The organism is Spongiactinospora sp. 9N601, from assembly GCF_044326295.1.
Taxonomy (GTDB): Bacteria; Actinomycetota; Actinomycetes; order Streptosporangiales; family Streptosporangiaceae; genus Spongiactinospora; species Spongiactinospora gelatinilytica.
The window spans coordinates 21497-43978 of record NZ_JBIRBB010000025.1 but is presented as its reverse complement, the minus strand read 5'-3'; the positions used below and the strand labels follow the sequence as shown (position 1 = coordinate 43978).

Sequence of the window (22482 nt, the reverse complement as noted above, 5' to 3'; positions counted from 1 at the left end):
CGGGCTGCCACCAACGATCGGGCGCGGGGGCGGCGCGCCGCAGCACGATGTCCGCCCAACGGACTCCTTCCTGGTCCGCCCCACCGGACGGACCGCACAATGACCCCGTAACCGCGTCGGGAGGAGGTGTTCGACATGGCCAACAGCGCCGAACGCGGCCGGACGGTCACGTCCAGGGCGCTCGCCGTCCTCGGCGCGTTCACGCCGGCCAGGGCGGAACTGACACTCGCCCGGATCTGCCGGATCACCGGCCTGCGCCACGCGACCGCGCACCGGCTGGTGCGGGAGCTGACCGGCTGGGGGGCGCTGGAGCGCACCTCCTCGGGGGCGTACGTGATCGGCTTGCGGCTGTGGGAGCTGGGTACGCTCAACCCGCGCGGGCTGCCGCTGCGCGTCCGCGCGATGCCCGTCATGGAGGACCTCTACACCGCCACCCGGCAGCACGTGCAGCTCGCCGTCCTCGACGGTGCCGAGGCCCTCGTCGTCGAGCGGATCTCCGCGGCGGGCGCGGTGCCCGTCGTGTCGCAGGTGGGCGGACGGCTGCCGCTGCACGCCTCCGCCGTGGGCAAGGTCCTGCTGGCGCACGCGGACGAGGACCTGTTCGCCGAGGTGGTCAGGGGCGGCCTGGCCAGGTTCACCACGGCGACGATCACCGAGGCGGAGGGCTTGCGCGCGGCGCTGGCCGAGTGCCGCCGGACGGGCGTCGCCATCGTGCGCGAGGAGATGAGCGCGGGCGCCTACTCGGCGGCGGTGCCGATCACCGACGCGAGGGGGCGGGTGATCGCCGGGCTGTCCGTGGTGGGGGCCGACCCGGCGATCCATCGGCTGGTTCCGGCCGTCGTGATGGCCGGGCGCGGCATCTCTCGCGCGGCCTGAGCGCCCGCCCGTCCGTCCGTCAGGACGGCCGTACGCGGGCTCAGACGCCCGTCCGGACGTTCGAGCGTCCCGAGGAGCCCGCCGCGGTCACGCCTCCTCCGCCGCGAGGACGATGTCGAAGCGCACGCGCGACCAAGCTCCGTCGATCGCCCTGCCGTCCGGGGCCGGGGTGCCCGGTGGCTGCCGCTCGAAGTCCTTGACCAGCGACTCCTTGACGCCGAAGACGCTGTCGGAGTCGAGCAGTTCGTCGCCGCGGACGAAGATGTGCGTCACGAGGCGCCTGCGCCCCGGCGCGGTGACCATGAAGTGCAGGTGGGAGGCGCGCATCGGCGACCTGCCGGTGGCGGCGAGCAGCGCGCCGACCGGGCCGTCGTGCGGGATCGGGTACGGCGTCGGGGTGATTCCCCAGAAGGCGTAGTGCCCTCGGTCGTCGGTGAACAGGTGGGCCCGGGCGGCGATCCGCCCGTCGTCGTACTGGACGTCGTACCTGCCGTCCTCGTCGGCCTCCCAGACCTCGATCCGGGCGCCGGGCACGGGCCTTCCGGCCGTGTCCGTCACGGTGCCCTCGACCCGGCACGGCTCGCCGGAGGCGCCGAAGGTGATGTCCCCGCCGATCGGCACACGGGGGCTGCCCTCGACGAAGAAGGGCCCGAAGACGGTGGCCTCGGTCGCGTCGCCGCTCGCCGCGTTGTTGATCGTGATGGTCTGCATGGACGCCCCGAGGACGTCGGAGAGCAGGATGAACTCCTGCCGCCTGTCGTCCGTGATGCGGCCCGCCGCGGTGAGGAAGGCGATGCCCGCGGCCCACTCCTCCTCGGTGAGCCGCACCTCGCGCAGGAAGCCGTGCAGGTGCCGGACCAGCGACCGCATCACCTCCGCGAGCCGCGGGTCCTGGCACCCGTCGAACGAACCGAGCACCCGGTCGGTGAGGGCGACCTCCCGGCGCTCCTGCTCAGCAGGGACGCCTCCATGCGGCGTGGTCATGGCGTTCCTCCCAGATCTCCTGTCCAGGCCGCGCGCAGCAGCGCGGCCAGCTCCGGCCCGGTCACGGGCCGGGGATTGGCGTACGGATTCGCCAGCACCTCGGCGGCCACCCGGGCCAGGTCGCCCTCGGCGACGCCCAGCCCGCGCAGACTCCCCGGCACTCCGAGCGCGGCGGCGAGGGCCGCGAGGCCGGCCGCCGGGTCCGCCGTGCCGAGGGCCCTGCGCAGGGCGTCGGCGGCGGCCGGGACCGCCGGCAGGTTGTACGCGGCGACGTGCGGCAGCACGACGGCGTGGGTCGCGGCGTGCGGCAGGTCCAGCATGCCGCCGAGGACGTGGCACAGCTTGTGGTGCAGGCCCATCGTGGTGGCGCCGAGGCAGGCCCCGCACAGCCACGCCCCCCGCAGCGCCGCCGCCCGGGCCTCCCCGTCGCGCGGATCGCGGACGAGGCGCGGCAGGGCGGCGGCCATGTCCCGCACGCCCTGCTCCGCCATGGCCGCGACCACGGGGGAGCCGTCCGGCGCGTACAGGGCCTCGACGGCGTGGGCGACGGCGTTCAGCCCGCTGGTCGCCGAGACGGCGGCCGGGAGCGTCAAGGTCAGGTCGGGGTCGTAGACCACGCTCCGCGGCAGGACGGCCGGGTCGCGCCCGGTCCGCTTGCGGGCGTCCTCGGTGAGCCCCCAGATCGGCGTCATCTCCGAACCCGCGTAGGTGGTGGGCAGCGCCAGTACGGGAAGTCCCCGCCGCAGCGCGAGCGCCTTGCCGAGGCCGATCGTCGATCCGCCGCCCGCGGCGACGCACCCGTCGGCGCCCAGCTCGGCGGCGACCGCCTCCGCGGCGGCGACGGTCTGGACCGGCACATGCATCCTGGCCCCGTCGAACACGCCCGCGGCGCGTCCGCCGAGCAGCCCGGCCACCCGCCGGGCCAGGTCCCGCTGTTCGGGGGCGGACAGCACCAGCAGCCGCCGCGCCCCGAGCCGCTCGGCCTCGCCAGGGAGCCGGGAGATGCTCCCCGAGCCGAACACGACCCGCATCGGCAGAGCCTCGTACACGAATCCGTCCGTCATCTTGACTCCTCGAGGCCTCACGCGTTCGTGGGGAAGTCGAAGGTGGCCGCGGCGCCCTCCGGGACGGCGGCGCGCGGCCGGGGCCAGCGGGCCGTGACGACCTTGGCACGAGTGTAGAAGCCGACGCCCTCGGGCCCATGGACGTGCTTGTCCCCGAACAGCGACTCCTTCCACCCGCCGAACGAGTAGAAGGCCATCGGGACGGGCACGGGCACGTTGATGCCGATCATCCCCACGCGGACGCCGCGCTGGAACCGCCGCGCCGCCTCGCCGCCCGAGGTGAACAGGGCCGTTCCGTTGCCGTACGGGTTCGCGTTGATCAGTGCGATCGCCTCGTCCACGTCGTCGGCGCGCACGACGCACAGCACCGGGCCGAAGACCTCCTCCCGGTAGACGTCCATGTCGCGCCGTACCTGGTCGATCAGCGTGGGGCCGAGGAAGAAGCCCTCCTCGTGCCCGGGCACGACGTACCCGCGGCCGTCCACGACGATCCGCCCGCCCTGCTCGGCTCCGGTGCCGATCAGCCCGGTGATGCGCTCCCGGGCCTCCCGCGTGACCACGGGCCCCATCTGGCTGTCCGGGCTCGTGCCGGGCCCGACCCGGACCGCCCGCGCCCGTTCCGCGACCGCCTCGACCACCCGGTCGGCACCCTGGCCGACGGCGACGGCGGCGGAGATCGCCATGCAGCGCTCCCCCGCCGAGCCGTAGGCGGCGGCGACCAGGTGGTCGGCCGCGTAGTCCGGGTCGGCGTCGGGCAGGACGACGGCGTGGTTCTTGGCCCCGCCGAGCGCCTGCACCCGCTTGCCCGCCGCCGAGGCGCGCTCGTGTACGTACCGGGCGACGGGGGTGGAGCCGACGAAGGAGACCGCGGCGACGTCCGGGGCGTCGATCAGCGCGTCCACGGCGGCCCTGTCGCCGTGCAGGACGTTGAAGACGCCGTCCGGCAGCCCGGCCTCCCGCCACAGCTCGGCCAGCAGCATCGCCGCTGACGGAGCGCGCTCGCTCGGCTTGAGGACGAACGTGTTCCCGCACGCGATGGCGACGGGGAACATCCACATCGGGACCATCACCGGGAAGTTGAAGGGCGTGATCCCCGTGCAGACGCCGAGCGGCTCACGGAACGACCAGGTGTCCACCCCCGTGGACACCTGGTCGGAAAAGTCGCCCTTGAGCAGGGTCGGGATGCCGCAGGCGAACTCGACGACCTCCAAGCCGCGGTGGACCTCTCCGAGCGCGTCCGACAGCACCTTGCCGTGCTCGGCGGTGACCAGCTCGGCGAGCCGGACGGCGTGGCGGTTGACCAGCTCGCGGAAGGCGAACAGCACTCGGGTGCGCCGCATCAGCGGTGTCTGGCTCCACCCGTCGAAGGCCGCCCGGGCGGCGTCCACCGCGGCGGCGGCGTCCGCGGGTGACGCCAGCAGCACCTCGTGTCGCTGCCGGCCTGTGGCAGGGTCGTGGACGGGGGCGGTCCCCGCCGGCGATCCAGTGGCGGTCCTGCCGCCGATCCAGTGCTCGATGACGGCCATGCTGGACAACGTCGTACCTCCTGGGGTCCTGGTGGCGAAGCGGCACCCCCGCGCGGCGGAACGAGGGGGCGGGCGGGCGTCAGCCGAGTTCCGCCGCGAACAGCGCGGTCAGCTCGGCGACGGCCCGGTCGGCGCCCGGCGACACGGCCGGCATGCCGAAGAAGGGATGGATCAGATCGGCGTAGACCCTGAGCGCGACGGGAACGCCCGCCCGCAGCAGCCGGCCCGCGAAGACGACGCCGTCGTCGCGCAGCGGGTCGAACCCGGCGACGCCCACGACGGCCGGGGGCAGCGCGCCGAGGTCTCCGGCGAGGGCCGGGGACACCCGCTCGTCCTTCGCGGTCTCCTCGTCGCCGCCGAAGTAGAGCCGCCTGATCACGTCCAGGTCCCCCGCCTGGAGGAAGTAGCCCGTGCCGTTCTCGGCGACCGAGGGGTACGACGCCGTGAAGTCCGTGACGGGCGAGGCGAGCAGCAGCGCCCGGACCGGGTTCCCCTCCCGGGCGGCGAGCAGCGCGGCGACGGCCGCCAGGTTGGCGCCCGAGCTCTCCCCGGCCAGGCCGATCCGGCCCGCGTCGCCGCCGAGGTCGCCGATGTTGTCCCGCACCCAGGCGAGCGCGGCCGATGCGTCCTCGACGGCGGCGGGGAACGGGGCCTCGGGGGCGAGCCGGTAGTCCACGGACACCACCACGGCGGGCAGTTCGTGGCTCAGCCGGCGGGCGACGTCCTGCATGAGGTGGGCGCTGCCCATGACGAAGCCGCCGGGATGGAAGTACAGCACCGTCGGGACGGACCCGTCGGCGACCGGCTTGAACACCTTCAGGCGCAGGTGGGGGCCGACGGCGACATCCTCGGCTGAGGCGACGGGCGCGAAGGCCGCCGGATCCCAGCCGCTCTCGGCCGCCTGGGCCATCCTGGCGCGCATCTCGCCGGGCTCGCCGTCGAACGACCCCGGGGCTCCGGTGTCGCGGAGCATGCCAAGGAGCGCGGCGAAACCACTGTCGAGGGTCATGAGATTCCTTTTCATCCGTCGTCGTGTCGTTCGGGGTGTTCTGGTCCGGTCGCGGACGGCCCGGTCCCGGCCCGCCGGGGCCTCCAGGGGAGACAGGGGGCGAAGGCTCAGGTCGCGAGGATGTGGCGGCGGGACTCCTCGGCCAGCTCGCGCAGCCGGTCCAGGTCGACGCCGACCAGCGCGCCGCCCCGCTTGCGGACCACGCCCGCGACGAGAACGGTGTCCACGTTGCCCGCGTGCGCCGCGTTCACGACGGCGGCCACCGGATCGGTGACCGGGTAGAGGTTGAGGTCGGTCGCCCGGATCAGCACGATGTCGGCGGCCTTGCCGGGTGTCAGGCTCCCCACCCTGTCGCCGAGCCCGAGCACGTCGGCGGCGCCCTGGGTGGCCAGGTGGAACGCGTCGCCGGCGGAGAAGGCGCTCGGCGGGTCCTCGAAGCGCGATTCCCCGATGTTCACCCGGCTCCGGGTGGCGGCCAGTGCCGCCTTCATCTGGGTGAACAGGTCGGCGGCGCCGAACGTTTCGGTGTCGGTGCTGAGCCCGGTCGTGACGCCGAGGCCGCGCAGCCGGTCGATCGGAGTGTGCCCGATGCCGGGGAGGCCCTGCTCGTGCTGCGGGGCGACGGCGGCGCCGACACCGTGGTCGGCCATCATCCGCAGCTCGTCGTCGCTGTTCTCGCTGCAGTGTACGAACGTCAGGTCGGGGCCGAGCAGCCCGGCGTCGTTCATCTGGGCGATCGCGGCCATCGCCCCGAAGTCCCTGCCGGAGCCCATGTGGATGGACGTGCGGATACCGAGGTCGCGGGCCATCGCGAGGTCGGCGCGGGTCACGTCCATCGTCGACAGTTCGGGCCCGCGCCCGGCCAGCATCAGCGTGACGAGCGCGTCGTCGTCGGCCAGCAACCCGGCGCGGATCCGGCGCAGGTCCGAGGTGTGGGGGCGGCTGCTTTCCATGATCCACTCGGGAAGGTCCACCAGCGGCCAGCCGTGGCCGAACACCGCGCGCCCGCCCGCCTCCCGCAGGCCCCGGATCGCGGCGTCCCCGTGCTCGGGCGAGTTCTGCACATGCGACCAGTCCATGAGCGTCGTCGTGCCCGCGTCGAGGGCGGACAGCGCGCCGAGCAGAGTGCCCGCGTAGACGTCCTCGGGCCGGTAGCGCGGGCCGAGGCGGCCGAACATCTCGCCGAAATAGGTCATGAGGTCCATGTCCGTGCACCGGTGGCGCACGGCGGACTGCCAGGTGTGCTTGTGGGCGTCGACGAGGCCGGGCAGCACGAGCGCCCCGGAGGCGTCGAGCACCTCGGCCCCGGGCGCCTCGATCCCCGGGCCCACCTCGCGGATCGTTCCATCGCGTACCAGGACGTCGGTGTCTTTGACGGTCCCGATCAGCGGATCGCCGGAGACGACCCAGCCACCCCTGATCAGCAGGGCGGCGTCGGCGTTGCTCATTCGATGTGCCTTCCGTGGTCCGTCACTGGCCGGCGAGCGTGAGCGGGGCGCGGACACCCCGGCCGACCGCCTCGTCGTACGCGGCCGTGATGTGCCGGTCGGACGGGCTCGCCGTCCAGGCCCGCGCGACGTACGCGTCGGGGCGGATCAGGGCCGCGGACGCGCCCGTCAGCTCGCGGGTGAAGCCGGGGTCGCCGGCCACGACCCGGGTGACCCGTGCGGGCAGCTCCCTGTCGGCGGGGGCACGGTCCGACCGCTCGACGAGTACGAACGCGCTGCGGGCCGCGACCTCCGTGTAGCGGTGGTCGCCGAGGGGAAACTCGCCGACCCGGGTGCCGTCGGCGGGGTGGGGGTCGTTCTCGCGGTGGTAGGAGGTCTTGAAGCCGCTCAGCCGATCGCAGAGGATCTTGTTGACCTCCGGGACGGGGATCATCTCCGCCTCGAAGAACTCCTTGAGCCGGAGCCCGCCGGGCGAGAAGTCGAAGTGCAGCGCGCACTGGGCGGCGACGTCGTCCATGAGGTCCTTCAGCACCGGGTGCCGTTCCTCGTCGTACGCCTGGAGCAGCGTCTCCGGGGCGTCGCCCGTGGCGACCAGGCCGAGCTTCCAGCCGAGGTTGAAGGCGTCCTGGATGCAGTAGTTCATGCCGATGCCGCTGGCCGGATAGTGCACGCGGGTGGACTCGCCGACGAGCGAGACCCGCCCGCGGTGCAGGTAGGGGGTCATCTTGTGGGTGTCGCCGTACCGCGACATCCATTTGGCGCCGGTGATGCCGAAGTCCTCGCCGAAGATCGCGCGCAGACTCTCGCGCACCTCCTCGATCGTCACCGGCTCGCCGCGCGGCACGGTGCGGCGTGCCTCGGCGACGATGATGAAGCGGGTGGTCTGCTGCCCGAACGGGTAGGCCAGGACCCAGCCGTTCTCGTTGCGGCGCATCTGCATCGACGCAGCCCAGGGGAACGTCAGGTCGGCGTCCACCGACACCGCCGTCATCTTCGCGTCACGCCCCTCGAAGGGGACGCCCGCCCTCGTCCGCACGGCACTGCGGGCGCCGTCCGCACCGACCAGGAAACGGCCGCGCAGCCTGATGGTGTTCCTGTCGGCGTCGAGCGCGGTCACCGTGACGCCGTCCGCGTCCTCGGTGTGGTCGACGTAGGTCACCCCGCGGCGCACGTCGGCGCCCGACTCGGCGGCCCAGCCGCGCAGCAGGTGCTCGGTGGTGGTCTGCGGCAGGATCAGCGCGTACGGATGCGTGCTGTCCAGGAGGTCGTAGCGCAGGCCGACGAGCCCGGCGTAGATGTAGCGGGGGACCTCGAAGTCGCGCCGCCAGTTCTTTGCGGCCTGGCGGAACGGCGCCATGAGCCCTCGGGCGTCGAGGAGTTCGAGCACCCGCGGCTGGATGATGCCGGCCCGCGACGGGCTGTCGCCCTCCCGCTTCTCCAGCACGGTCACGTGCGCCCCGAGCCGGGCCGCCTCGGCCGCGACGGTCGCACCGGAGGGACCGCCACCGATGACGACCACATCCGCCACATCCGCATCATTCCTGCGCATGAGTCCTGCCTCGCTCCCTGCTGCCTGTCCGCTCTGCGGACAGTTGTTCGCTTGACGGCGTGCACCGAGCCTAAGCTGCTACTCACTCCGCGTCAATCCCGGAAACGCCGAGTTAAAAGCCTAGGTGAGACAACAGGAGAGTTGCGTACACTTGTCCGCCGTACGGATATTCGCTCCAGCCTGGGCCCGATCTGAGGACGGTGACCACATGCCCCGGGAGAACGCCGGCCCCGACTTCATCGAGGCCCTCGCGCGCGGCCTCGACGTGATCAGAGCTTTCGGCGCCCAACGCCGGTCGATGTCCCTCAGCGAGATCGCGGCCGAGGCGTCCTTGGCCCGCCCGACCGCGCGGCGGGTCCTCCGCACGCTCGAACAACTCGGTTACGTGCGCCTCGAAGGCGGCGGATTCGCCCTGACCCCCCGCGTCCTGGAGTTGGGCGTCGCCTACACACTGTCGGCCGGCCTCTGGGACATCGCCGGGCCGTGCCTGCGCGACCTGGTCCTCGCGACCGACCAGGCCGCCTCCGTCGCCCTGCTCGACGGCTCGGACATCATCTACATCGCCCGCGCCGCCGTCCCGAAGGTGGTCTCGGCCAACATCAACGCCGGCATGCGGCTGCCCGCGCGCAGCACCGCGCTCGGCAAGGTCCTGCTGTCCGCGCTCGCCCCCGAGGCGCTCGTCGCAGCCCTCGCGACCCCGTCGGCCGCGACGACCCGTCCCTTCAGAGAGCGGCCCCTCGACGGCCTCCAGGACGAACTGCGCGAGATCCGGGCCCGCGGGTGGGCCGCGACCGACGAGGAGATGACCCCCGGCGTCCGGTCGATCGCCGCGCCCGTCCGCGACGGCGACGGTGCCGTCATCGCCGCCGTCAACCTCAGCGCCATCGCCGCCGAGGTCAGCCGGGAGCGGATGACGACAGAACTCCTTCCCCCGGTCCTGCTGGCGGCCGGGAAGATCGGGGCCACCTACGCGCTGGCCCGGAGCGCACCCCAGGCCGTCGTCTCGGAGCCCGCCACGATCTGACCCGGCCCTCCCTTCGTTCTGACTCCGCCCCTGTCCCCGCCCTCTTGCAGCCCTGACCGGCCCCTCCAGAGGCCCCGGAGCCCTCCGCCCCGGTCCCGGTCAGGCCGGCAACGTCCACCCCGCCCCCGAACGGTGCGCATTACGCACCCTGCCGGCACAAGACGGGCACGCCATCCCACGCTCGTTCAACTCCCGGGCGATCCCCGCCATGCTCACCCCGGACAAGCGGCGCGCGAAGACCCACCGCACCCGTGGCGCGGTCACCGGATCCGGATCCGGCCGCCGCAACCGCCGCCCCGCCCGGCATGCACACGAATCGGATGCGGCGCGCCCGGTGTTGGAGGCAAAGCGGCTGTAGCGGAAACCGAGCACCTTCGGCGGTTCTCGGCCGAACTCGAGCAAGGAATCAACCTAACCTTCAATAGACCCGCGGACGAGTTGCGCCCGACTCGGGCGCACCAGCCACACGGCAGCGGCGAGCGTGAGCACCCAGCCGATCACTTCGATGAGCAGGTGATCCGTTGCGTTGGGGACGGATTGCAGCAGGTACACCCGGACGCTGTTGATCGCTCCGTGCGTCAAAACCGCGGGCCAGACGCTTCCCGACTGCCAGCGAAGCGCGAGCAACAGCGGCGCCCATGGCAGCATGCCCGCGAAGTAGATGACGATGTCCCAGAGAGGTCGATCACCGATCACGGCGAGGACCGGCAGGTGCCAGACGATCCAGACCATACCGCTGACAAGGGCCAGCGGCCAGAATCCCCATGACGCGGCGCGCGTCGCCAGCCAGCCGCGCCAGCCGAACTCTTCGCCGATGGCGAAGACCGACTGCATGAGGAAGACCGGAACGATCCATATGGTCGCCGCGGAGATCTGGTCAAGCGGGTTGAGCTGCCAGATCCCCAATGCCAGTGCGATGGCGGTTTGGATCACGGCGATCGTGGCGATGAGGCCGATGCCGATGCCGGCCCACTTGGGTGTGCCGCGCCACCTGGTGGCGAACGTCTCTCGGAACGTTCCGGGTCGTCGGGCAAGCCACATGATGATCGCTGCGAGCAGCGGGGTCAGTTGCAGGATCGGAGTGATCAGGTTGTACAAGTCCCTCGGGACGAGCCGGAAGACCATTGGAACGGACAGCGCGAAACACAGCAGGACGGCGATCGCGAAAAACCACGTGACATCGGTAACAGTTGATCTGGCAGAACTGGAGCGTGTAGGGGATGCAGTCATGATGACCTCGTTTCGTGCGGGCGCGAGGATCTAGCTCGATGCGCGTACGGTGATCTTGGTGTAGCGCGGATCGGCAAATCTTGAACCCGGGGAGAACCTTGACGACCGGGTCGTCCACGGAGAATCGGTCCGTCAGCGGCATGATCGCCGTCGCCGTCGCCGTCATCGGCTTGCTCAAGGACGCGATACGGAACGGCGTCCGGGGCGTCACCGCGTTGTCGTCCCGATCCCGGACGCGGACGATCGTCTCGACGGGTCGCAGGCGGAGCGGTGGTCGTCGATCAGCTCCTGGTCACCGGCATAGGCCGGGGCTGTCCAGCCGACGACCATGACGACGCTGAGAAGTATGAGTCTTATGAGACGTAGGAGACGCACAATCTCGACGCTAGGCCGGGCGGAATCGTCCGGCCTCACCCGAAGGGGTGAACCTGGTACCGCCCGTCAGGATGGAATTCGTGCCGAGCGACGAGCCCGTTCTCGTAGGCGTAGATCACCACGTGCGCGCGGTCGCGCAGCAGGTCCAGCTTCTGCGGGATCGCCCGGACGTGCGACTTCACCGTGTTCTCGCTCAGCACCAATTCCGCGCAGATCTCGCTTTTGGACCTGCCGCGGGCGAGCAAGCCGAAGATGCCGGCCCCGCGAGGGGACAGAGCGTCCAGGGCCGCTGTCCGCCGCGTCGCCGGCCGCGCCCCTGCGGCCCGCAGTCGCTGGCCTGCCCGGCCGCACCATCATGCGAAGGGGACGCGCTCCCCGCCGCGCCGCCTACAGGATGCTCCGGGCGATGCCCGCGCTGTGCTCATCACCGGTCGCCTCGAAACAGGTCATGGCCCGCCCCCGGGCGGTGATCGCCTCGCCGAATCGGCCTGCATGGCGCACCCAGGCCCCGCTCAGGCCTCCGCGGGGATGCGCCCGCCGGCCCGGCGGACGCCGCGGACTTCCTTCCCGGCGCGGCGGGAGGAGGCGGAGACAGAAAAAGATGAGAGACCGTCTGGGGCAGCGAATGTACTGGTCAGTGGCTTGGTCAGGATGACAGCCGACTCAATGCCTGCTCGATCCGATGATCGAGGATCTCCTCCATGGCCGGGCATGCCGCGGGGTTGGGGCTGGTGCACTCCAGGAAGTGGTCCAGTGCCTCCTTGGCATTTTGCAGGTGGGTGATCTGCCTGGCCAGGTCATCGGCACGCCGTAGCAGAGTGTTCCTCCAACTGGCGGGCTCTGGTTCGCCCATCAGGACCGCGGTGTCGTCCAGGTTCATCATCCCGTCGTGATGCCACAGCCGCACCAGGGCCAGCGACCGGAGCGCGGCGCGATCGTAGTGCCGGACCCGCGCCAGTCTGCAGGCCGGGCGTATCAGGCCGCGTTCCTCGTAATAGCGCAGCGCCGAGACGCGCAGGCCGAACGCGGCGGCGACGTCGGTGATCGAGTACAGCTCATCGTCTGCCACGGTACCCTCCGGGTAGGTTGCGCTCAAGCCGACTTGAGCGGCCAGCATACGACCATGAGCCAACAGCAGACCTCCGCGCCCGGCACCGGCCGGCACACCGGACCTCCCGCGCACCTGAGCGGCACCATCACCCTCGGCGATCTACGAGTACACCGGCTCGGGTACGGCGCCATCCGGCTGACCGGCCCCGGGACCTGGGGCGATCCCGCCGACCGCGCAGGGGCGATCGCGGTGCTGCGACGCGCCGTCGACCTGGGCGTGGACTTCATCGACACGGCCGAGGCGTACGGGCCGTACACCAACGAGGAGCTGATCAGGGACGCGCTGCACCCCTACACCGGGATCGTGGTCGCCACGAAGGGCGGCGGTGTGCGGCCCGGCCCAGACCAGTGGGAGGCCGTGGGACGGCCCGGTTTCATCCGGCAGGGCGTCGAAATGAGCCTGCGCCGCCTGGGCGTCGACTGCCTGGACCTGTACCAGTTGCACCGCATCGACCCGCACGTACCGCTCGCCGACACCCTCGGCGCCCTCAGGGACCTGCAGCAGGCCGGGAAGATCCGCCACATCGGCCTATCGGAGGCCGACATCGACGACATCCACGCCGCCCGCCAGATCCTCGACATCGTCTCGGTGCAAAACCACTACAACCTCGCCACCCGGCACTGGGAACACGTCGTGGACTACTGTCAGGACGAAGGCATCGCCTTCATCCCCTGGGGGCCGCTGGGCAGCGGCGATCTGTCCTGTCTCGGTTCCTTCGCTCACGTCGATGGTCTCGCCGATCGCCCTCCGGCCCAGATCGCCTTGGCCTGGCTGTTGCGTCGATGCCCGTTGATGCTCCCCATCCCGGGCACCGCGACCCTGTCACGGGTGGAGGAGAACGCGCACGCGGCCGGCCTCCGGCTCAGCGACGACCAATACGAACAGCTGAACACACTCGCCGGCCCATCACCGGCCAGTGCCCACTGAAATCCCGGTCGTCGCCTGCAACCTCGCCCCTTCCCGAAGTGCCCCTTGTCGTGGATCGCGGCGCGCTTGTCGTCGCCGACGACCGGTCGGCGGCCCGCGAAGCCGTTCTTGGTCTTGAGGACGATGTCACGGCGGCGGTCCTCAGCCAGGGCGAGGTTCAGGACCTTGACGCCGACGCCTTGCTGGAACAGTTCGTTCGAGGACGATCAGCGCGTCCAGGAGGTTGCGGCCGAGCCGGTCGACCTCCTGGACGGTCGGCAGGTCGCCCTCGCGGATGTAGGACAGCGCGGTGAGCACGTCGGGCCGATCGCGGGTGGCGAGCCTGCCGCCGGCCTTCTCCTCAATGACCTCCAGGCAGGTCGGGCCGAGGCAGTCGTGCCGCCACTGGGTCTTCTGCTTGTCGGTGCCGACTCGGACCAGGCCCACCTCGAGACCTGGCGTCGGGAGAAACCTGGCCGTTCGCGTCCATCAAACGATCGTCAGACGAACACTATGCCCAGGCCGGCACTCGATCCCGCGATTCCCGCGCCGCCGCGCTGCCCCACTATCAGCAGTTCGGATCCTCCTAGCGGGCCCTTCTCGGGATTCCGGCAAGCTGCCATGCCCCGACGATGAACACTATCCGCCCGAAGGCAACCCTGGATCTCTCGCATGCCCGGTCGGACAACCAGGGACTGGAGGGACTGGTCTGGTTGTCCTCGGTGGAGACCCGCCCGTAGAAACCGAATCTGATCATTTCTGCTGCTCCTTCACAGGTTGCATCCGGTTGCCTGGCGCGGGCGGCGGCCTTGAGCAGGATCCGCAGCAGCATGGTGGCGGCACCAGGGGTAAGCCGCACCTCCTCCCCCGGCACCACCGACCGCAGCGTGCGGCGTGCGCCGCACGCTGCGGTCGGGCCACCCCCCCGTGGACCCCCATGACCGCTCGCCTCAATGCCCGATGTCAATGACGGTCTGGACACCGGACCGGACACGGCCTCGTGCCCATCCCCCGGGCGCACATGGTCATGCACACGCTGTGGACAACGAGAAGCGATTCACCCACGGGCAACCCCGTCGGCGGAAGACGAGCAGGTCCTCGTGAGCGGTGACGCACACCGGCGCCCCCTCTCCTGATGCCTGCGCACAGCCGGCATCTGGAAGAACGACGCCCTCCATCACGCACCCCCGCACGGCAACGCCACCACCCTGTACGCCAGCACCAGACCGCCGTCGACGCGGATCGGCCGGACCGTGACGGCGACGATCCCGCCCGCCCGTAGCAACTCGCCACATCCGGCCAGAATCTCCCCAAAGCCCTCCACAAGCTCCGGCAGCCGCCGATCAGCCAGATTCACCGGCCCCCCGTCACCATCCCGCATACCCGAGCGGATGCGCCCATGGGTCCGCGCCCCATACGGCGGCGGACCCGGCCGCGCCGCTTCCCCGAGGACGAGCGCGCCACCATCGACGCCGGTCGGGACTGGGGCGGGCGCATCCTGCCCGGCCACGTCGAAGTCGCCCGGCGCCTGCTGCTCGATCCCCTGCCGGAGGAGGACGTGCGCGACCACATGTGCGTGCCGCGGCCCTGCTCGGCGGCCCGGCGCAAGCGCCGTACCCGGTCAGAGACCTAGCACGGCCTCGAGGTCGTCGATGGCGGCCAGGGGCTGGGCGAGTTGCTCGCGTTCTGCCTCGGTCAGGGTGAGGGCGCGCGCCCGGGCCAGGGCGTGCCCGGCGGCGGCGTGGTCCTTGGCGCGGGCGGCGAGTTCGGCCCGGTAGACCAGTGCCTCCAGCAGCTCGGCCGCCGACGCGGTGTCCTTGTCCCGCTCCAGGGCGCCGTCCAGGATCTCGGCCGCCCGCTCGTGCTTGCCTTGGGAGTCGCCCATCACGACCGCCCGGTTCAGCGAGGTGGTGAGCCTGCTCGTGGCCCCCTCCTTCTCCGGTAGGGGGCGGGCGGACATGAAGCGGATCCAGTTGCCACCAGGGTCGATGACGGCGAAGCCGGAGTGGTTGCCGTCGTTCTTCCGCCTGCGCGGCCGGGTCATCCGGGGGATGCCGGAGACCAGGAGCTTGCCGTGCGCCGCGCGCATGCCCGCGGCGAACGCCTCGAACAGCTCTCCGGTGTCCGGCACGACGATCACGCAGGTCCCGTAGGAGTCTTCAGGCTTGAACGCCTCCGGCATGCCGAAGAAGCCGAGCTGGAGATCCTCGCGTTTGAGCAGCACGTACGGGTTCGGCCGGACCTGGTAGTAGGCCCGGCCGAAACCGAGCATGGTGTAGAAATCGGCCATCTCGTCGATGGAGCGGCAGGGAAGCAGCGGTATGGCGATCTCGTTGGCCATCGGGGGACTCCTATTCGTCGGCCATGGTGAACGCGCCCTCTTCCAGGCGGCGGATCATCCGGTCGGTCCACTGGGCACCGGCGTCGGCGGTGCTCAGCCACAGGGACAGCACCTCGCCGACCGGGCCCCAGGTCTCCAGATCCGTGCCCTCGGGTAGGTGCGCGGTGATGCTCGCGCGCCACTCGCGCATGGCGCGGGCCCGCCGGCGCAGCAACTCCAGGGCCCGCTCCCGGGGAAGGTCCTCGATGAGGCCGATGGCGGCGCCCAGCACGTCCAGGCTCGGCTCGCGGTCGGCCAGCGCCTGGCCCAGCAGATCGAGGTACTCCCGCTCGCCCTGCTGGGTCAGCTCGTACTCGATCCGCGGCGGGCCCCCGGCCTCGGAGGTGACCGTCTCGTGCGTTACCAGCAGGCCCTGACCGGCCATGCTCTTGAGCGCGTGATAGACCGAGCCCGAGGTGGCGGTTGACCACTCGTGCGCGCCCCACGACTCCAGATCCGCCCGGACCTGGTAGCCGTGGGCGCGCCCGCGCCTGCGCAGCGCGCCCAGGACCAGCAGCCGTACCGGCTTCATCGAACCCTCCCGACCTTCACTAGCCAAATTTGGCTAGCTGCTACCAGCAGCGTACCGCACCAACGTGGAGGAAAACGGCGTAGCGGCCGTCGCGGCGTACCGGCTTCTCGTGATCGCCCTCCTCGACGGCGCGCGCCGCCGGCCGGCGCTCAAGTACGTAGGTGTCCAGCAGGGCGGGCCCAGCGCCGCCGAGCACGGCGGCGAATTTCCAGCCGAGGCGGCAGGCGTCCTGAATGCCGGTGTTCATGCCCTGACCTCCCGCCGGGGAGTGGATGTGCGCGGCGTCCCCGGCGAGGAAGACCCGGCCGGACCTGTACCGGTCGACGAGGCAGACGTTGATCTTGTAGAGCGACAGCCGGTCCGCATCCGCGATGGTGACGTCAGTCAGTCCGGCGTGGTCGGCGAAGAGGCGCCGGAACAGTTCCAGCGACGGCTGGACGGGATCCGCCTCGTGGGCGGGAGCGGGAACGGACGCCTGGAACTGCCAGGCATCCGTGCCCGGTAGCCGGAACAGCGACAGCACCCCGTGCTCGGGACTCATCCACAGGTGCCGGCAGTGCCGGGCTGATCATCACTTGCTTCGCGTCTGGGAACCGGACGGGCAGAACTCGGCCTCTATCACGGTCTTGGCCATGTCGAGCGAGTTGTACTGGCCGTACCGGTCGATGTTCATGTTGGTGGAGATCATGCGCTTGGCGTCCCGGGTGCCCATCGCGAAGGAGAACCCACCGGTGATGGCGCCGCCGATGCCCCAGACCTTCGCACCGCACGACAGCTTCCACGAAAAGACGCCGGTACCGTACGTGGTGCCCGAGATCCACGTGTCCTTCCAGGTGCCGTCCGGCAGCTTGATCCCGGTCTTGACCATGGCGAACATCTCCCGCTGCTGGGCGGGCGGGAGAAGCTCGCCGCGCAGCAGCGCGCCGGAGAATCGGCGCAGATCGCCGACCGAGGAGACCACGCCGCCGGCCGCCCAGGCGGTGGTGGCGCTCTGGTCGGTCACGTCGTAGACCTTGGCGTCGGCTTCGGCGGCGAACAACGTCGAGTAGTGCCGGGGGTGCGGGCCGCGTATCTTCGTTCCCTTACCCGGCAGGTACGTCCCGGTCAGGCGCAGCGGGCGGACGATCCGCCGCGAGATCTCGCGGGCGAGCGTATTGCCGGTCACCTTCTCAATGATCATCCCGGCCAGGATGTAGCCGGTGTTGGAGTACACGAAGCCGTCACCCGGTGTCTCGAAGGAACGCGGATTGCGCAGGCCGATCTTCACGAGCTGCTCGGGCGTGTAGGTGTCGTAGCGGTGCTCAAGCCAAGCGGGGCCGGAGAACTTGGCGAACTCCTCCTTGTCGTTGCCGTAGTTGAAGATCCCGCTGGTGTGGTTGAGCAGGTGCCTGATGGTGATCTTGTCGCCATCGTTGCCGTTGCCCTTGACCAGGCCGGGCAGCCACTTGTTCACGGTGTCGTCGAGGCTCAGCTTGCCTTCCGCCTCCAGTTGGAGGACCACGGTGGCCGTGAACGCCTTGGCGGCGCTGCCGATACGGAACCGCTCGTGCGGCACGCGCTTGCGGCCGGTTCGGGTGTCGGCCACCCCCGCCGAGCCGAACCACCGCCCACGGCGGTCGTGTACCTCGGCGACCATGCCGGGCACACCACCGTCGGACACGGCCTGGTCGAGCGCCTTTTGGACCTGGGCGTGATCGGGGGCGTCGGCGGTGGAGGCAGATGCCGCGGGGGCCGCGACGGCGGAAGACCCGGCCAACGCCACGGCGGTGATGAGCAGCCCTGCCGTTGAGGGGAGAGATCTGGTCATGTCGATTCCTTCCAGGCGAGGGACGTCAGCGCGACACCGATCGCCTCGCTCGCGATAGTACTTGTTCAGCGCGAATAAAAAGCTAGCTTGCATTCACAAATGGCGCAACACTAACTCCGAACTTCCTCGCATCTATGCAGGTAACTAGCCATGAGGCTTGCAATGGATATGTGAATGAACGCAAGACCAAGCGGGTGTACTTGCAATGAGATGCTGTCGAACGCAATACTGTTCATCCGCGGACACATCAAGCGGGCTGGGCATGGCACACCGATGGGAGGCACGCCCAATGCCAGGAGGCAGGCTGACTTATCAGGACCGCCAGTACATTGCCGCGGGGCTGACAGAAGGACTCACCTACACCGAGATCGCCAAGCACCTGCAACGGCCGATCTCCACCATTACCCGGGAGGTGAGCCGCAACGGAGGAGCCGGCGGCTACCAGGCCGCGCGGGCACATCAGGCGACCCAAGGCCGGGCTCGCCGGCGCAAGCAGGCCGCCGCCCCTCCCCCGGCGCCACCCGGTGCCACCGGCGTATCCGGGCGAGACCCCCAAGCGCTCCACGCCCTGGAAGAACGATTCACCGCAGTGGTGATGGCGACAGGGCTGCCGCGAATGACCGCCCGGGTACTCACCTGCTTGTACACCACCGACAGCGGCAGCCTCACCGCCGCTGAACTCGTCCAGCGTCTCCAGGTCAGCCCGGCGTCCATCTCCAAGGCCATCGGCGAACTCGAACAGCAAGAGCTGATCCGGCGTGTACGCGACACCCGCCGGCGGCGCGACCGGTACGTCATCGACCCCGACGTCTGGTACCGAGCCTGGCTGGTCAGCGCCCGGCAGAACGCCGCAATCGCCGATCTCGCCCGCGACGGAGCCGAGGTCCTCGGCTCCACCACCCCGGCCGGCACCCGGCTGCGGGACATGAGCCAGTTCTTCGAGCACGTCAGCCAGAACTTGATCCGGGCCGCCGAGCAGTGGCGGCAGGATTTCATGGCCAGGCGAACGACAGATCGTTAGAGCGGAGTACGACCCCAGACATATGGGACCGCGCGGGTACAGGCCACGAGCGCGCCACGCCGGGGCGTTGAAAGCGCCCACGACGCGAGATCTTTCCCGAGTGATCCGATTCACGGTCTGCCATCGGACAGGCCCGCCGAACAGGGAGGCGGGTCACCCCGGCGAGCGGGTGCGGTAGCAGCGCAGCCACATCTCGACGCCGTTGCCGACGATCTCCGCGGCCTCCGCGGCCTCCGCGTCCGGCAGGGCGCGCCTGCCGTACTGGGTGCGGGCCAGCGCCTCAATGATCACGACCAGGACGAGCCGGCGCGCCCGCGAGGCCGGTGTCCGGGACGTCCAGTATGCCGCGGTGGGCCTGCCGGGTGATGGCCTCGGCGAGCGCCTGTTCCATGACCGCTCCCGGCCGGGTCCACTCCTCCAGCAGCCGGGGATGGCGGCCCGACTCGGCGATGAGTCTCTCCTTGTCGCCGAAGTGGTTGCAGAGGGTCTGTTTGGACACCCCCGCCTCGGCCGCGAACGCGTCCGAAGGCTATGCCGGCATCGACACGGTGTCCATTCTCATGCGGGACACCTTGACGCCGGAGCGCGTGCCGCTCGCCGCCCTACGCAGCCGGTACTCCGGGCCGGTCGGTCACTGCGCGCTGTCGGGGTTCCAGGAGCGCGCCGACGGGCCCTTGGCCATGTCGGTGAAGTAGCTGTCGTGGTGGATGAAGAAGGCGATCCGCTCCTCGTCGCTCATACCGGCCAGGTCGCCGATCCCCTCAAAGTAGCCTTCCCGGGCCGCGCCCGGCGTGAACAGCATCAGGAAGTCGACCGGCTCGCCGGACTCGTTGCCGAAGGAGTGCAGGCCGCCCGGCGGCACGTGGAAGAAGTCTCCCGCCGACGCGTCGAACCACCGTCGTCCGTCGTAGACCCGCAGCGTCCCGGCCACGATGTAGAACGATTCGGACATCGCTTTGTGGAAGTGAGTACTCGTCCCCATGGCTTCGGGGCTCATCCGGACCCGATAGAGACCGAACTCCCCGCCGGTCGATGCCTTGGTGGCGAGATAGTCGGTCCGTCCGCCGGACGGTGTGACGAGGTCGGCCGGGGTGCCGGCGGGGCGGAAACGTGCGCTGGTCTCTCCCTGGTCTCCGTGGTAGCGGATCGGCGGGTAGTCGTCGTCGATGTTCGGCCAGGACATTTCATCTCCTTGCGGCTGGCGTGATCGGGCCATTCTCTTCCTGGTAAGCTACCACTAAGAGACTAGCAAGAGAGGTGCGGGATGGGCGACGCCGTAGACGCGGTGATGGACGCCTGGCGGCGGGAGCGCCCCGACGTGGACGTCTGGCCGGTCGGGGTCGTGGGTCGGATCCAACGGCTTTCCCGGCTGCTCGAGGCGGAGATCCAGGGCTTCTTCCGCCGGCACGGCCTGGACAACAGCGAGGCCGACGTGCTGACCACCCTCCGGCGTTCAGGCGCGCCCTACGAGCTGACCCCCGGCCAGCTCGTCAAAGCGTCGATGGTCACCTCGGGCGCCATCACCAAGCGCATCGACCGCATGGTGGCCAAGGACCTCGTCGAGCGGGTACCGGACGCCATCGACCGCCGCACGGTCCGAATCCGGCTGACCGCCCACGGCCGCCGGACCATCGACGACCTCTTCGCCCTGCACATCGCCAACGAGGCCCGCCTCCTCCAGGCCCTCGACCGCGACCAGGCCGACCACCTGGCCGACGCGCTGCGCATCCTCCTGCGGTCGCTCGGCGACATCTCCCTCACCTGAGCCGCGTACCGAGGGGACCTGGCGTTGGGACGGGTTCAGTAGCTCAGGGACGGCGGGCGATAGTCCTTCTTCGACTCGCGCAGCCATGCGGCGGCGGCCGAGGCACTCCCGCAGCGCGGCGGGACGCGGCGCGGCCCGCCCTTCGTCTCCAAGAGCACGACGTCCTCCGGTACCACCCATGACCTGCTCACGCCATGGTCACCGCTGCCGGGGTCGATGACGCACCACAGCCCCGCGCCCATCGTCTCCCACCCCAACCGGCTGACCCGGCCTCCGGCCACAGGTACTGTTGCCGCCAGCCCAGCCGTGCCTTCGACCGGTTCCATACCAGCAGGTCGCGGCTCCAGGTGCTGCCCGTACGCAGCCTGACGCCGGGATGGCACCGCACGACCCTCGGCTCACTTCTGCGGGCAGAAGACCGCTTCGGCGGCCTTGACCAGGAGCGGATGCACCGATTCGTCGATGTTGGAGACGGCCAGGGTGGCCGACAGGGCGAACTGCATCCGGCCGTCGGGTGAGGTGAAGGTGACCGCGTTGAAGCCGGGGGCGCTGCCCTTGAGCGGCATGATCACCGGCTCGCCCCCGCACGGCAGCGCGGGCTGCCGCCGGCCGTCCCCGCCCTCGGGCGGCTGCCCGGAGGGCTGTGGCGCGCTTCTCGGCGGTCCCATGAGCACCTTCTTCAGATCTTCGGGCAGCATCCGGTTCTGGGCGAAGGCCCGCTGGAAGGCGCTGATGTCGTGCGCGGTGGAGATGACGCCGCCGGCGGCGTAGCCGTAGCTCATGTTGAGCCGGTCCACATCGCGCGGCTTGCCCGTGCCGTCGGGGAAGTAGCCGTGGCCGTGCGGGCCCTCGATGCCGCCGGGGAACTTGGTGGGCAGGTAGGAGTCGTCCATGCCGACGGGATCGAAGACGCGCCGCTCGAACTCGGCGGCCAGGGTGTGCTTGGTGTACTTCTCGATGATCAGGCCCAGCAGCATGTAATTGGTGTTGGAATAGGAGAACTTCTCGCCCGGCTCCTGGGTCCGGGGCAGGGTGCGGGACTTCTGCACCAGTTCGATCGGCGGGTAATAGGTGGTGAAGTCGAAGGTGCCGACCAGCTTCTCGTCGAAGAAGTTGGGGATGCCGGAGGTGTGCTGGACGAGTTGCTGCAGAGTGATCTCGCCGGCCCGTTCCACCAGGTCCTTCTCGGCCACCTCCGGGAGCAGATCGCTGAGCTTGTCGTCGAGCTTGAGCTTGCCCTCCTTGACCAGTTGCAGCACCACGACGCCGGTCATCTGCTTGGTCTGGGAGCCGACCCGGAAGCGTGACCCGGTCGGGATCTTGCCGCCCTTGCCGTTCAGCAGGCGGGTGCCGGCCGAGCCCTTGCCGACGCGCTTGCCGTCGACGTAGACCTCGCCGATGGCGCCCACCACCTCAGGGGACTTGGCCAGGGCCTCCAGCGCCTGCTGCACGTCGCCCGGCCGAGCCCGGTTCGCAGCAGGCTCCGCCGCGGCGGGCAGAGTGCTCAGCGTGAGCATGGCGCAGGCCAGTCCGGCGAGGCCGGCCGCCGTCACACGATTCACGAGGGAGTTCCTTCCGTCGGGGTACCGCGGTCCAGCGGTGGCGCCGGCCGCGACGTTCGGATTCATGCCTAGACCAGGCGGGGTTTCCGCACGGTTTCCGCCCTCGATCGGCGTGGCGGCGAAAACCGTGCGGAAACAAGCACTGCTCTAGCGATGACTGCCATGACACTCTTCGCGGCACCCGTACGCCGGCTGACCGCCCTCGCGTACCTGACGCTTGCGGCAACGGCGGTGCCGGCTGAGGGTACCGATCCGGTGTGTCGGTCGCGAGGTGCGGGCCTGTGTCCTGGTTGCGCACGAAGGCGTGCGGCTC

27 protein-coding genes and 1 pseudogene are annotated in these 22482 nt (G+C 70.5%); 6 read left to right on the top strand and 22 right to left on the bottom strand.

Going from position 1 to position 22482, the window contains the following annotated elements; all coding sequences use genetic code 11:
- Positions 1-135 precede the first annotated feature (135 nt).
- On the top strand, positions 136-876 hold the full coding sequence (locus ACH34R_RS40010) for an IclR family transcriptional regulator (protein WP_397566829.1): 741 nt from the start codon (positions 136-138) through the stop codon (positions 874-876).
- Between the two features lie 87 nt (positions 877-963).
- On the opposite strand, the gene ACH34R_RS40005 is transcribed toward ACH34R_RS40010, so the two are convergent.
- From ACH34R_RS40005 to ACH34R_RS39980, 6 genes are all read right to left on the bottom strand, one after another.
- Complete coding sequence (locus ACH34R_RS40005; protein ID WP_397566828.1) at positions 964-1860, bottom strand: intradiol ring-cleavage dioxygenase; 897 nt, start codon at positions 1858-1860, stop codon at positions 964-966.
- A complete protein-coding gene (locus tag ACH34R_RS40000) occupies positions 1857-2924 on the bottom strand; it encodes a maleylacetate reductase (protein ID WP_397566827.1) in 1068 nt (355 codons plus the stop codon). The genes ACH34R_RS40005 and ACH34R_RS40000 overlap by 4 nt, the downstream gene beginning before the upstream one ends.
- Before the next feature lie 17 nt (positions 2925-2941).
- Positions 2942-4450, bottom strand: coding sequence for a CoA-acylating methylmalonate-semialdehyde dehydrogenase (locus tag ACH34R_RS39995; RefSeq protein WP_397566870.1), 1509 nt, complete (start codon positions 4448-4450; stop codon positions 2942-2944).
- A gap of 79 nt (positions 4451-4529) precedes the next feature.
- Entirely contained in the window at positions 4530-5459 is a 930-nt protein-coding gene (locus tag ACH34R_RS39990) for an alpha/beta hydrolase (protein WP_397566826.1), read from the bottom strand.
- Between the two features lie 107 nt (positions 5460-5566).
- On the bottom strand, positions 5567-6907 hold the full coding sequence (locus tag ACH34R_RS39985) for an amidohydrolase family protein (RefSeq protein WP_397566825.1): 1341 nt from the start codon (positions 6905-6907) through the stop codon (positions 5567-5569).
- Positions 6908-6929: 22 nt separating this feature from the next.
- Entirely contained in the window at positions 6930-8456 is a 1527-nt protein-coding gene (locus tag ACH34R_RS39980) for an FAD-dependent oxidoreductase (RefSeq protein WP_397566824.1), read from the bottom strand.
- A 208-nt stretch (positions 8457-8664) separates the two neighbouring features.
- Between ACH34R_RS39980 and ACH34R_RS39975 the strand changes: the two genes are divergently transcribed.
- The gene (locus tag ACH34R_RS39975; RefSeq protein WP_397566823.1) at positions 8665-9480 is read left to right on the top strand and encodes an IclR family transcriptional regulator C-terminal domain-containing protein; all 816 of its coding nucleotides are present in this window, start codon (positions 8665-8667) and stop codon (positions 9478-9480) included.
- A gap of 99 nt (positions 9481-9579) precedes the next feature.
- Here the strand turns inward: ACH34R_RS39975 and ACH34R_RS39970 are convergent, their stop codons facing one another.
- The 5 genes and pseudogenes from ACH34R_RS39970 to ACH34R_RS39950 all read right to left on the bottom strand — a co-directional run bounded on the left by ACH34R_RS39970 (position 9580) and on the right by ACH34R_RS39950 (position 12154).
- Complete coding sequence (locus ACH34R_RS39970) at positions 9580-9744, bottom strand: recombinase family protein (protein ID WP_397566869.1); 165 nt, start codon at positions 9742-9744, stop codon at positions 9580-9582.
- Positions 9745-9891: 147 nt separating this feature from the next.
- The gene (locus tag ACH34R_RS39965) at positions 9892-10710 is read right to left on the bottom strand and encodes a type II CAAX prenyl endopeptidase Rce1 family protein (RefSeq protein ID WP_397566822.1); all 819 of its coding nucleotides are present in this window, start codon (positions 10708-10710) and stop codon (positions 9892-9894) included.
- Positions 10711-10801: 91 nt separating this feature from the next.
- A pseudogene (locus ACH34R_RS39960) lies at positions 10802-10954 on the bottom strand (serine hydrolase); the annotation flags it as partial.
- Between the two features lie 166 nt (positions 10955-11120).
- The gene (locus ACH34R_RS39955; RefSeq protein ID WP_397566868.1) at positions 11121-11360 is read right to left on the bottom strand and encodes a response regulator transcription factor; all 240 of its coding nucleotides are present in this window, start codon (positions 11358-11360) and stop codon (positions 11121-11123) included.
- Between the two features lie 371 nt (positions 11361-11731).
- A complete protein-coding gene (locus ACH34R_RS39950) occupies positions 11732-12154 on the bottom strand; it encodes a MerR family transcriptional regulator (RefSeq protein ID WP_397566821.1) in 423 nt (140 codons plus the stop codon).
- Between the two features lie 54 nt (positions 12155-12208).
- On the opposite strand from ACH34R_RS39950, the gene ACH34R_RS39945 reads away from it, so the two are divergent.
- Positions 12209-13123, top strand: a complete 915-nt coding sequence (locus ACH34R_RS39945) for an aldo/keto reductase (protein WP_397566820.1) — start codon at positions 12209-12211, stop codon at positions 13121-13123.
- A gap of 141 nt (positions 13124-13264) precedes the next feature.
- Here ACH34R_RS39945 and ACH34R_RS39940 read toward each other — a convergent pair whose 3' ends face one another.
- Together ACH34R_RS39940 and ACH34R_RS39935 are read right to left on the bottom strand one after the other, a co-directional pair.
- Positions 13265-13549, bottom strand: a complete 285-nt coding sequence (locus ACH34R_RS39940) for a recombinase family protein (RefSeq protein WP_397566819.1) — start codon at positions 13547-13549, stop codon at positions 13265-13267.
- A 730-nt stretch (positions 13550-14279) separates the two neighbouring features.
- The gene (locus tag ACH34R_RS39935) at positions 14280-14459 is read right to left on the bottom strand and encodes a hypothetical protein (protein ID WP_397566818.1); all 180 of its coding nucleotides are present in this window, start codon (positions 14457-14459) and stop codon (positions 14280-14282) included.
- A gap of 42 nt (positions 14460-14501) precedes the next feature.
- On the opposite strand from ACH34R_RS39935, the gene ACH34R_RS39930 reads away from it, so the two are divergent.
- Positions 14502-14735, top strand: coding sequence for a hypothetical protein (locus ACH34R_RS39930; protein ID WP_397566817.1), 234 nt, complete (start codon positions 14502-14504; stop codon positions 14733-14735).
- Here the strand turns inward: ACH34R_RS39930 and ACH34R_RS39925 are convergent.
- From ACH34R_RS39925 to ACH34R_RS39910, 4 genes are read right to left on the bottom strand one after another with little or no spacing between them, the layout of a single operon-like run.
- On the bottom strand, positions 14724-15443 hold the full coding sequence (locus ACH34R_RS39925; RefSeq protein WP_397566816.1) for a VOC family protein: 720 nt from the start codon (positions 15441-15443) through the stop codon (positions 14724-14726). The genes ACH34R_RS39930 and ACH34R_RS39925 overlap by 12 nt on opposite strands.
- 10 nt (positions 15444-15453) lie before the next feature.
- Positions 15454-16014, bottom strand: coding sequence for a PadR family transcriptional regulator (locus tag ACH34R_RS39920; protein ID WP_397566815.1), 561 nt, complete (start codon positions 16012-16014; stop codon positions 15454-15456).
- A gap of 40 nt (positions 16015-16054) precedes the next feature.
- Positions 16055-16555: an FAD-dependent monooxygenase gene (locus ACH34R_RS39915; protein WP_397566814.1), complete on the bottom strand. Its 501-nt coding sequence runs from the start codon at positions 16553-16555 to the stop codon at positions 16055-16057.
- Positions 16556-16585: 30 nt separating this feature from the next.
- Positions 16586-17821, bottom strand: coding sequence for a serine hydrolase domain-containing protein (locus ACH34R_RS39910; protein ID WP_397566813.1), 1236 nt, complete (start codon positions 17819-17821; stop codon positions 16586-16588).
- A 289-nt stretch (positions 17822-18110) separates the two neighbouring features.
- Here ACH34R_RS39910 and ACH34R_RS39905 point away from each other — a divergent pair, with 289 nt between their 5' ends.
- A complete protein-coding gene (locus ACH34R_RS39905; RefSeq protein WP_397566812.1) occupies positions 18111-18842 on the top strand; it encodes a helix-turn-helix domain-containing protein in 732 nt (243 codons plus the stop codon).
- Positions 18843-18995: 153 nt separating this feature from the next.
- Here ACH34R_RS39905 and ACH34R_RS39900 read toward each other — a convergent pair whose 3' ends face one another.
- From ACH34R_RS39900 to ACH34R_RS39890, 3 genes are all read right to left on the bottom strand, one after another.
- A complete protein-coding gene (locus tag ACH34R_RS39900; RefSeq protein WP_397566811.1) occupies positions 18996-19133 on the bottom strand; it encodes a hypothetical protein in 138 nt (45 codons plus the stop codon).
- Positions 19123-19341 (bottom strand): hypothetical protein, encoded by a 219-nt coding sequence (locus ACH34R_RS39895; protein ID WP_397566810.1) that lies wholly within the window; start codon positions 19339-19341, stop codon positions 19123-19125. The genes ACH34R_RS39900 and ACH34R_RS39895 overlap by 11 nt, the downstream gene beginning before the upstream one ends.
- Before the next feature lie 132 nt (positions 19342-19473).
- On the bottom strand, positions 19474-20025 hold the full coding sequence (locus ACH34R_RS39890) for a cupin domain-containing protein (RefSeq protein WP_397566809.1): 552 nt from the start codon (positions 20023-20025) through the stop codon (positions 19474-19476).
- Between the two features lie 81 nt (positions 20026-20106).
- Between ACH34R_RS39890 and ACH34R_RS39885 the strand changes: the two genes are divergently transcribed.
- Positions 20107-20607 (top strand): MarR family winged helix-turn-helix transcriptional regulator, encoded by a 501-nt coding sequence (locus ACH34R_RS39885; protein WP_397566808.1) that lies wholly within the window; start codon positions 20107-20109, stop codon positions 20605-20607.
- 35 nt (positions 20608-20642) lie between these two features.
- Here ACH34R_RS39885 and ACH34R_RS39880 read toward each other — a convergent pair whose 3' ends face one another.
- Together ACH34R_RS39880 and ACH34R_RS39875 are read right to left on the bottom strand one after the other, a co-directional pair.
- The gene (locus ACH34R_RS39880) at positions 20643-20933 is read right to left on the bottom strand and encodes a hypothetical protein (protein ID WP_397566807.1); all 291 of its coding nucleotides are present in this window, start codon (positions 20931-20933) and stop codon (positions 20643-20645) included.
- A 72-nt stretch (positions 20934-21005) separates the two neighbouring features.
- Positions 21006-22169, bottom strand: a complete 1164-nt coding sequence (locus tag ACH34R_RS39875) for a serine hydrolase domain-containing protein (RefSeq protein WP_397566806.1) — start codon at positions 22167-22169, stop codon at positions 21006-21008.
- Between the last annotated feature and the right edge of the window lie 313 nt (positions 22170-22482).

Bases quoted from the DNA above. Each gene is read 5' to 3' on its own strand.
- ACH34R_RS39880 (WP_397566807.1), bottom strand. From the start codon at position 20,933: ATGGAACCGGTCGAAGGCACGGCTGGGCTGGCGGCAACAGTACCTGTG.
- ACH34R_RS39925 (WP_397566816.1), bottom strand. From the start codon at position 15,443: ATGGCCAACGAGATCGCCATACCGCTGCTTCCCTGCCGCTCCATCGAC.
- ACH34R_RS39930 (WP_397566817.1), top strand. From the start codon at position 14,502: ATGGGTCCGCGCCCCATACGGCGGCGGACCCGGCCGCGCCGCTTCCCC.
- ACH34R_RS40010 (WP_397566829.1), top strand. From the start codon at position 136: ATGGCCAACAGCGCCGAACGCGGCCGGACGGTCACGTCCAGGGCGCTC.
- ACH34R_RS40005 (WP_397566828.1), bottom strand. From the start codon at position 1,860: ATGACCACGCCGCATGGAGGCGTCCCTGCTGAGCAGGAGCGCCGGGAG.
- ACH34R_RS39995 (WP_397566870.1), bottom strand. From the start codon at position 4,450: ATGGCCGTCATCGAGCACTGGATCGGCGGCAGGACCGCCACTGGATCG.
- ACH34R_RS39985 (WP_397566825.1), bottom strand. From the start codon at position 6,907: ATGAGCAACGCCGACGCCGCCCTGCTGATCAGGGGTGGCTGGGTCGTC.
- ACH34R_RS39885 (WP_397566808.1), top strand. From the start codon at position 20,107: ATGGGCGACGCCGTAGACGCGGTGATGGACGCCTGGCGGCGGGAGCGC.
- ACH34R_RS39905 (WP_397566812.1), top strand. From the start codon at position 18,111: ATGCCAGGAGGCAGGCTGACTTATCAGGACCGCCAGTACATTGCCGCG.
- ACH34R_RS39975 (WP_397566823.1), top strand. From the start codon at position 8,665: ATGCCCCGGGAGAACGCCGGCCCCGACTTCATCGAGGCCCTCGCGCGC.
- ACH34R_RS39910 (WP_397566813.1), bottom strand. From the start codon at position 17,821: ATGACCAGATCTCTCCCCTCAACGGCAGGGCTGCTCATCACCGCCGTG.
- ACH34R_RS39920 (WP_397566815.1), bottom strand. From the start codon at position 16,014: ATGAAGCCGGTACGGCTGCTGGTCCTGGGCGCGCTGCGCAGGCGCGGG.
- ACH34R_RS39945 (WP_397566820.1), top strand. From the start codon at position 12,209: ATGAGCCAACAGCAGACCTCCGCGCCCGGCACCGGCCGGCACACCGGA.
- ACH34R_RS39915 (WP_397566814.1), bottom strand. From the start codon at position 16,555: ATGAGTCCCGAGCACGGGGTGCTGTCGCTGTTCCGGCTACCGGGCACG.
- ACH34R_RS39980 (WP_397566824.1), bottom strand. From the start codon at position 8,456: ATGCGCAGGAATGATGCGGATGTGGCGGATGTGGTCGTCATCGGTGGC.
- ACH34R_RS39890 (WP_397566809.1), bottom strand. From the start codon at position 20,025: ATGTCCTGGCCGAACATCGACGACGACTACCCGCCGATCCGCTACCAC.
- ACH34R_RS39965 (WP_397566822.1), bottom strand. From the start codon at position 10,710: ATGACTGCATCCCCTACACGCTCCAGTTCTGCCAGATCAACTGTTACC.
- ACH34R_RS40000 (WP_397566827.1), bottom strand. From the start codon at position 2,924: ATGACGGACGGATTCGTGTACGAGGCTCTGCCGATGCGGGTCGTGTTC.
- ACH34R_RS39990 (WP_397566826.1), bottom strand. From the start codon at position 5,459: ATGACCCTCGACAGTGGTTTCGCCGCGCTCCTTGGCATGCTCCGCGAC.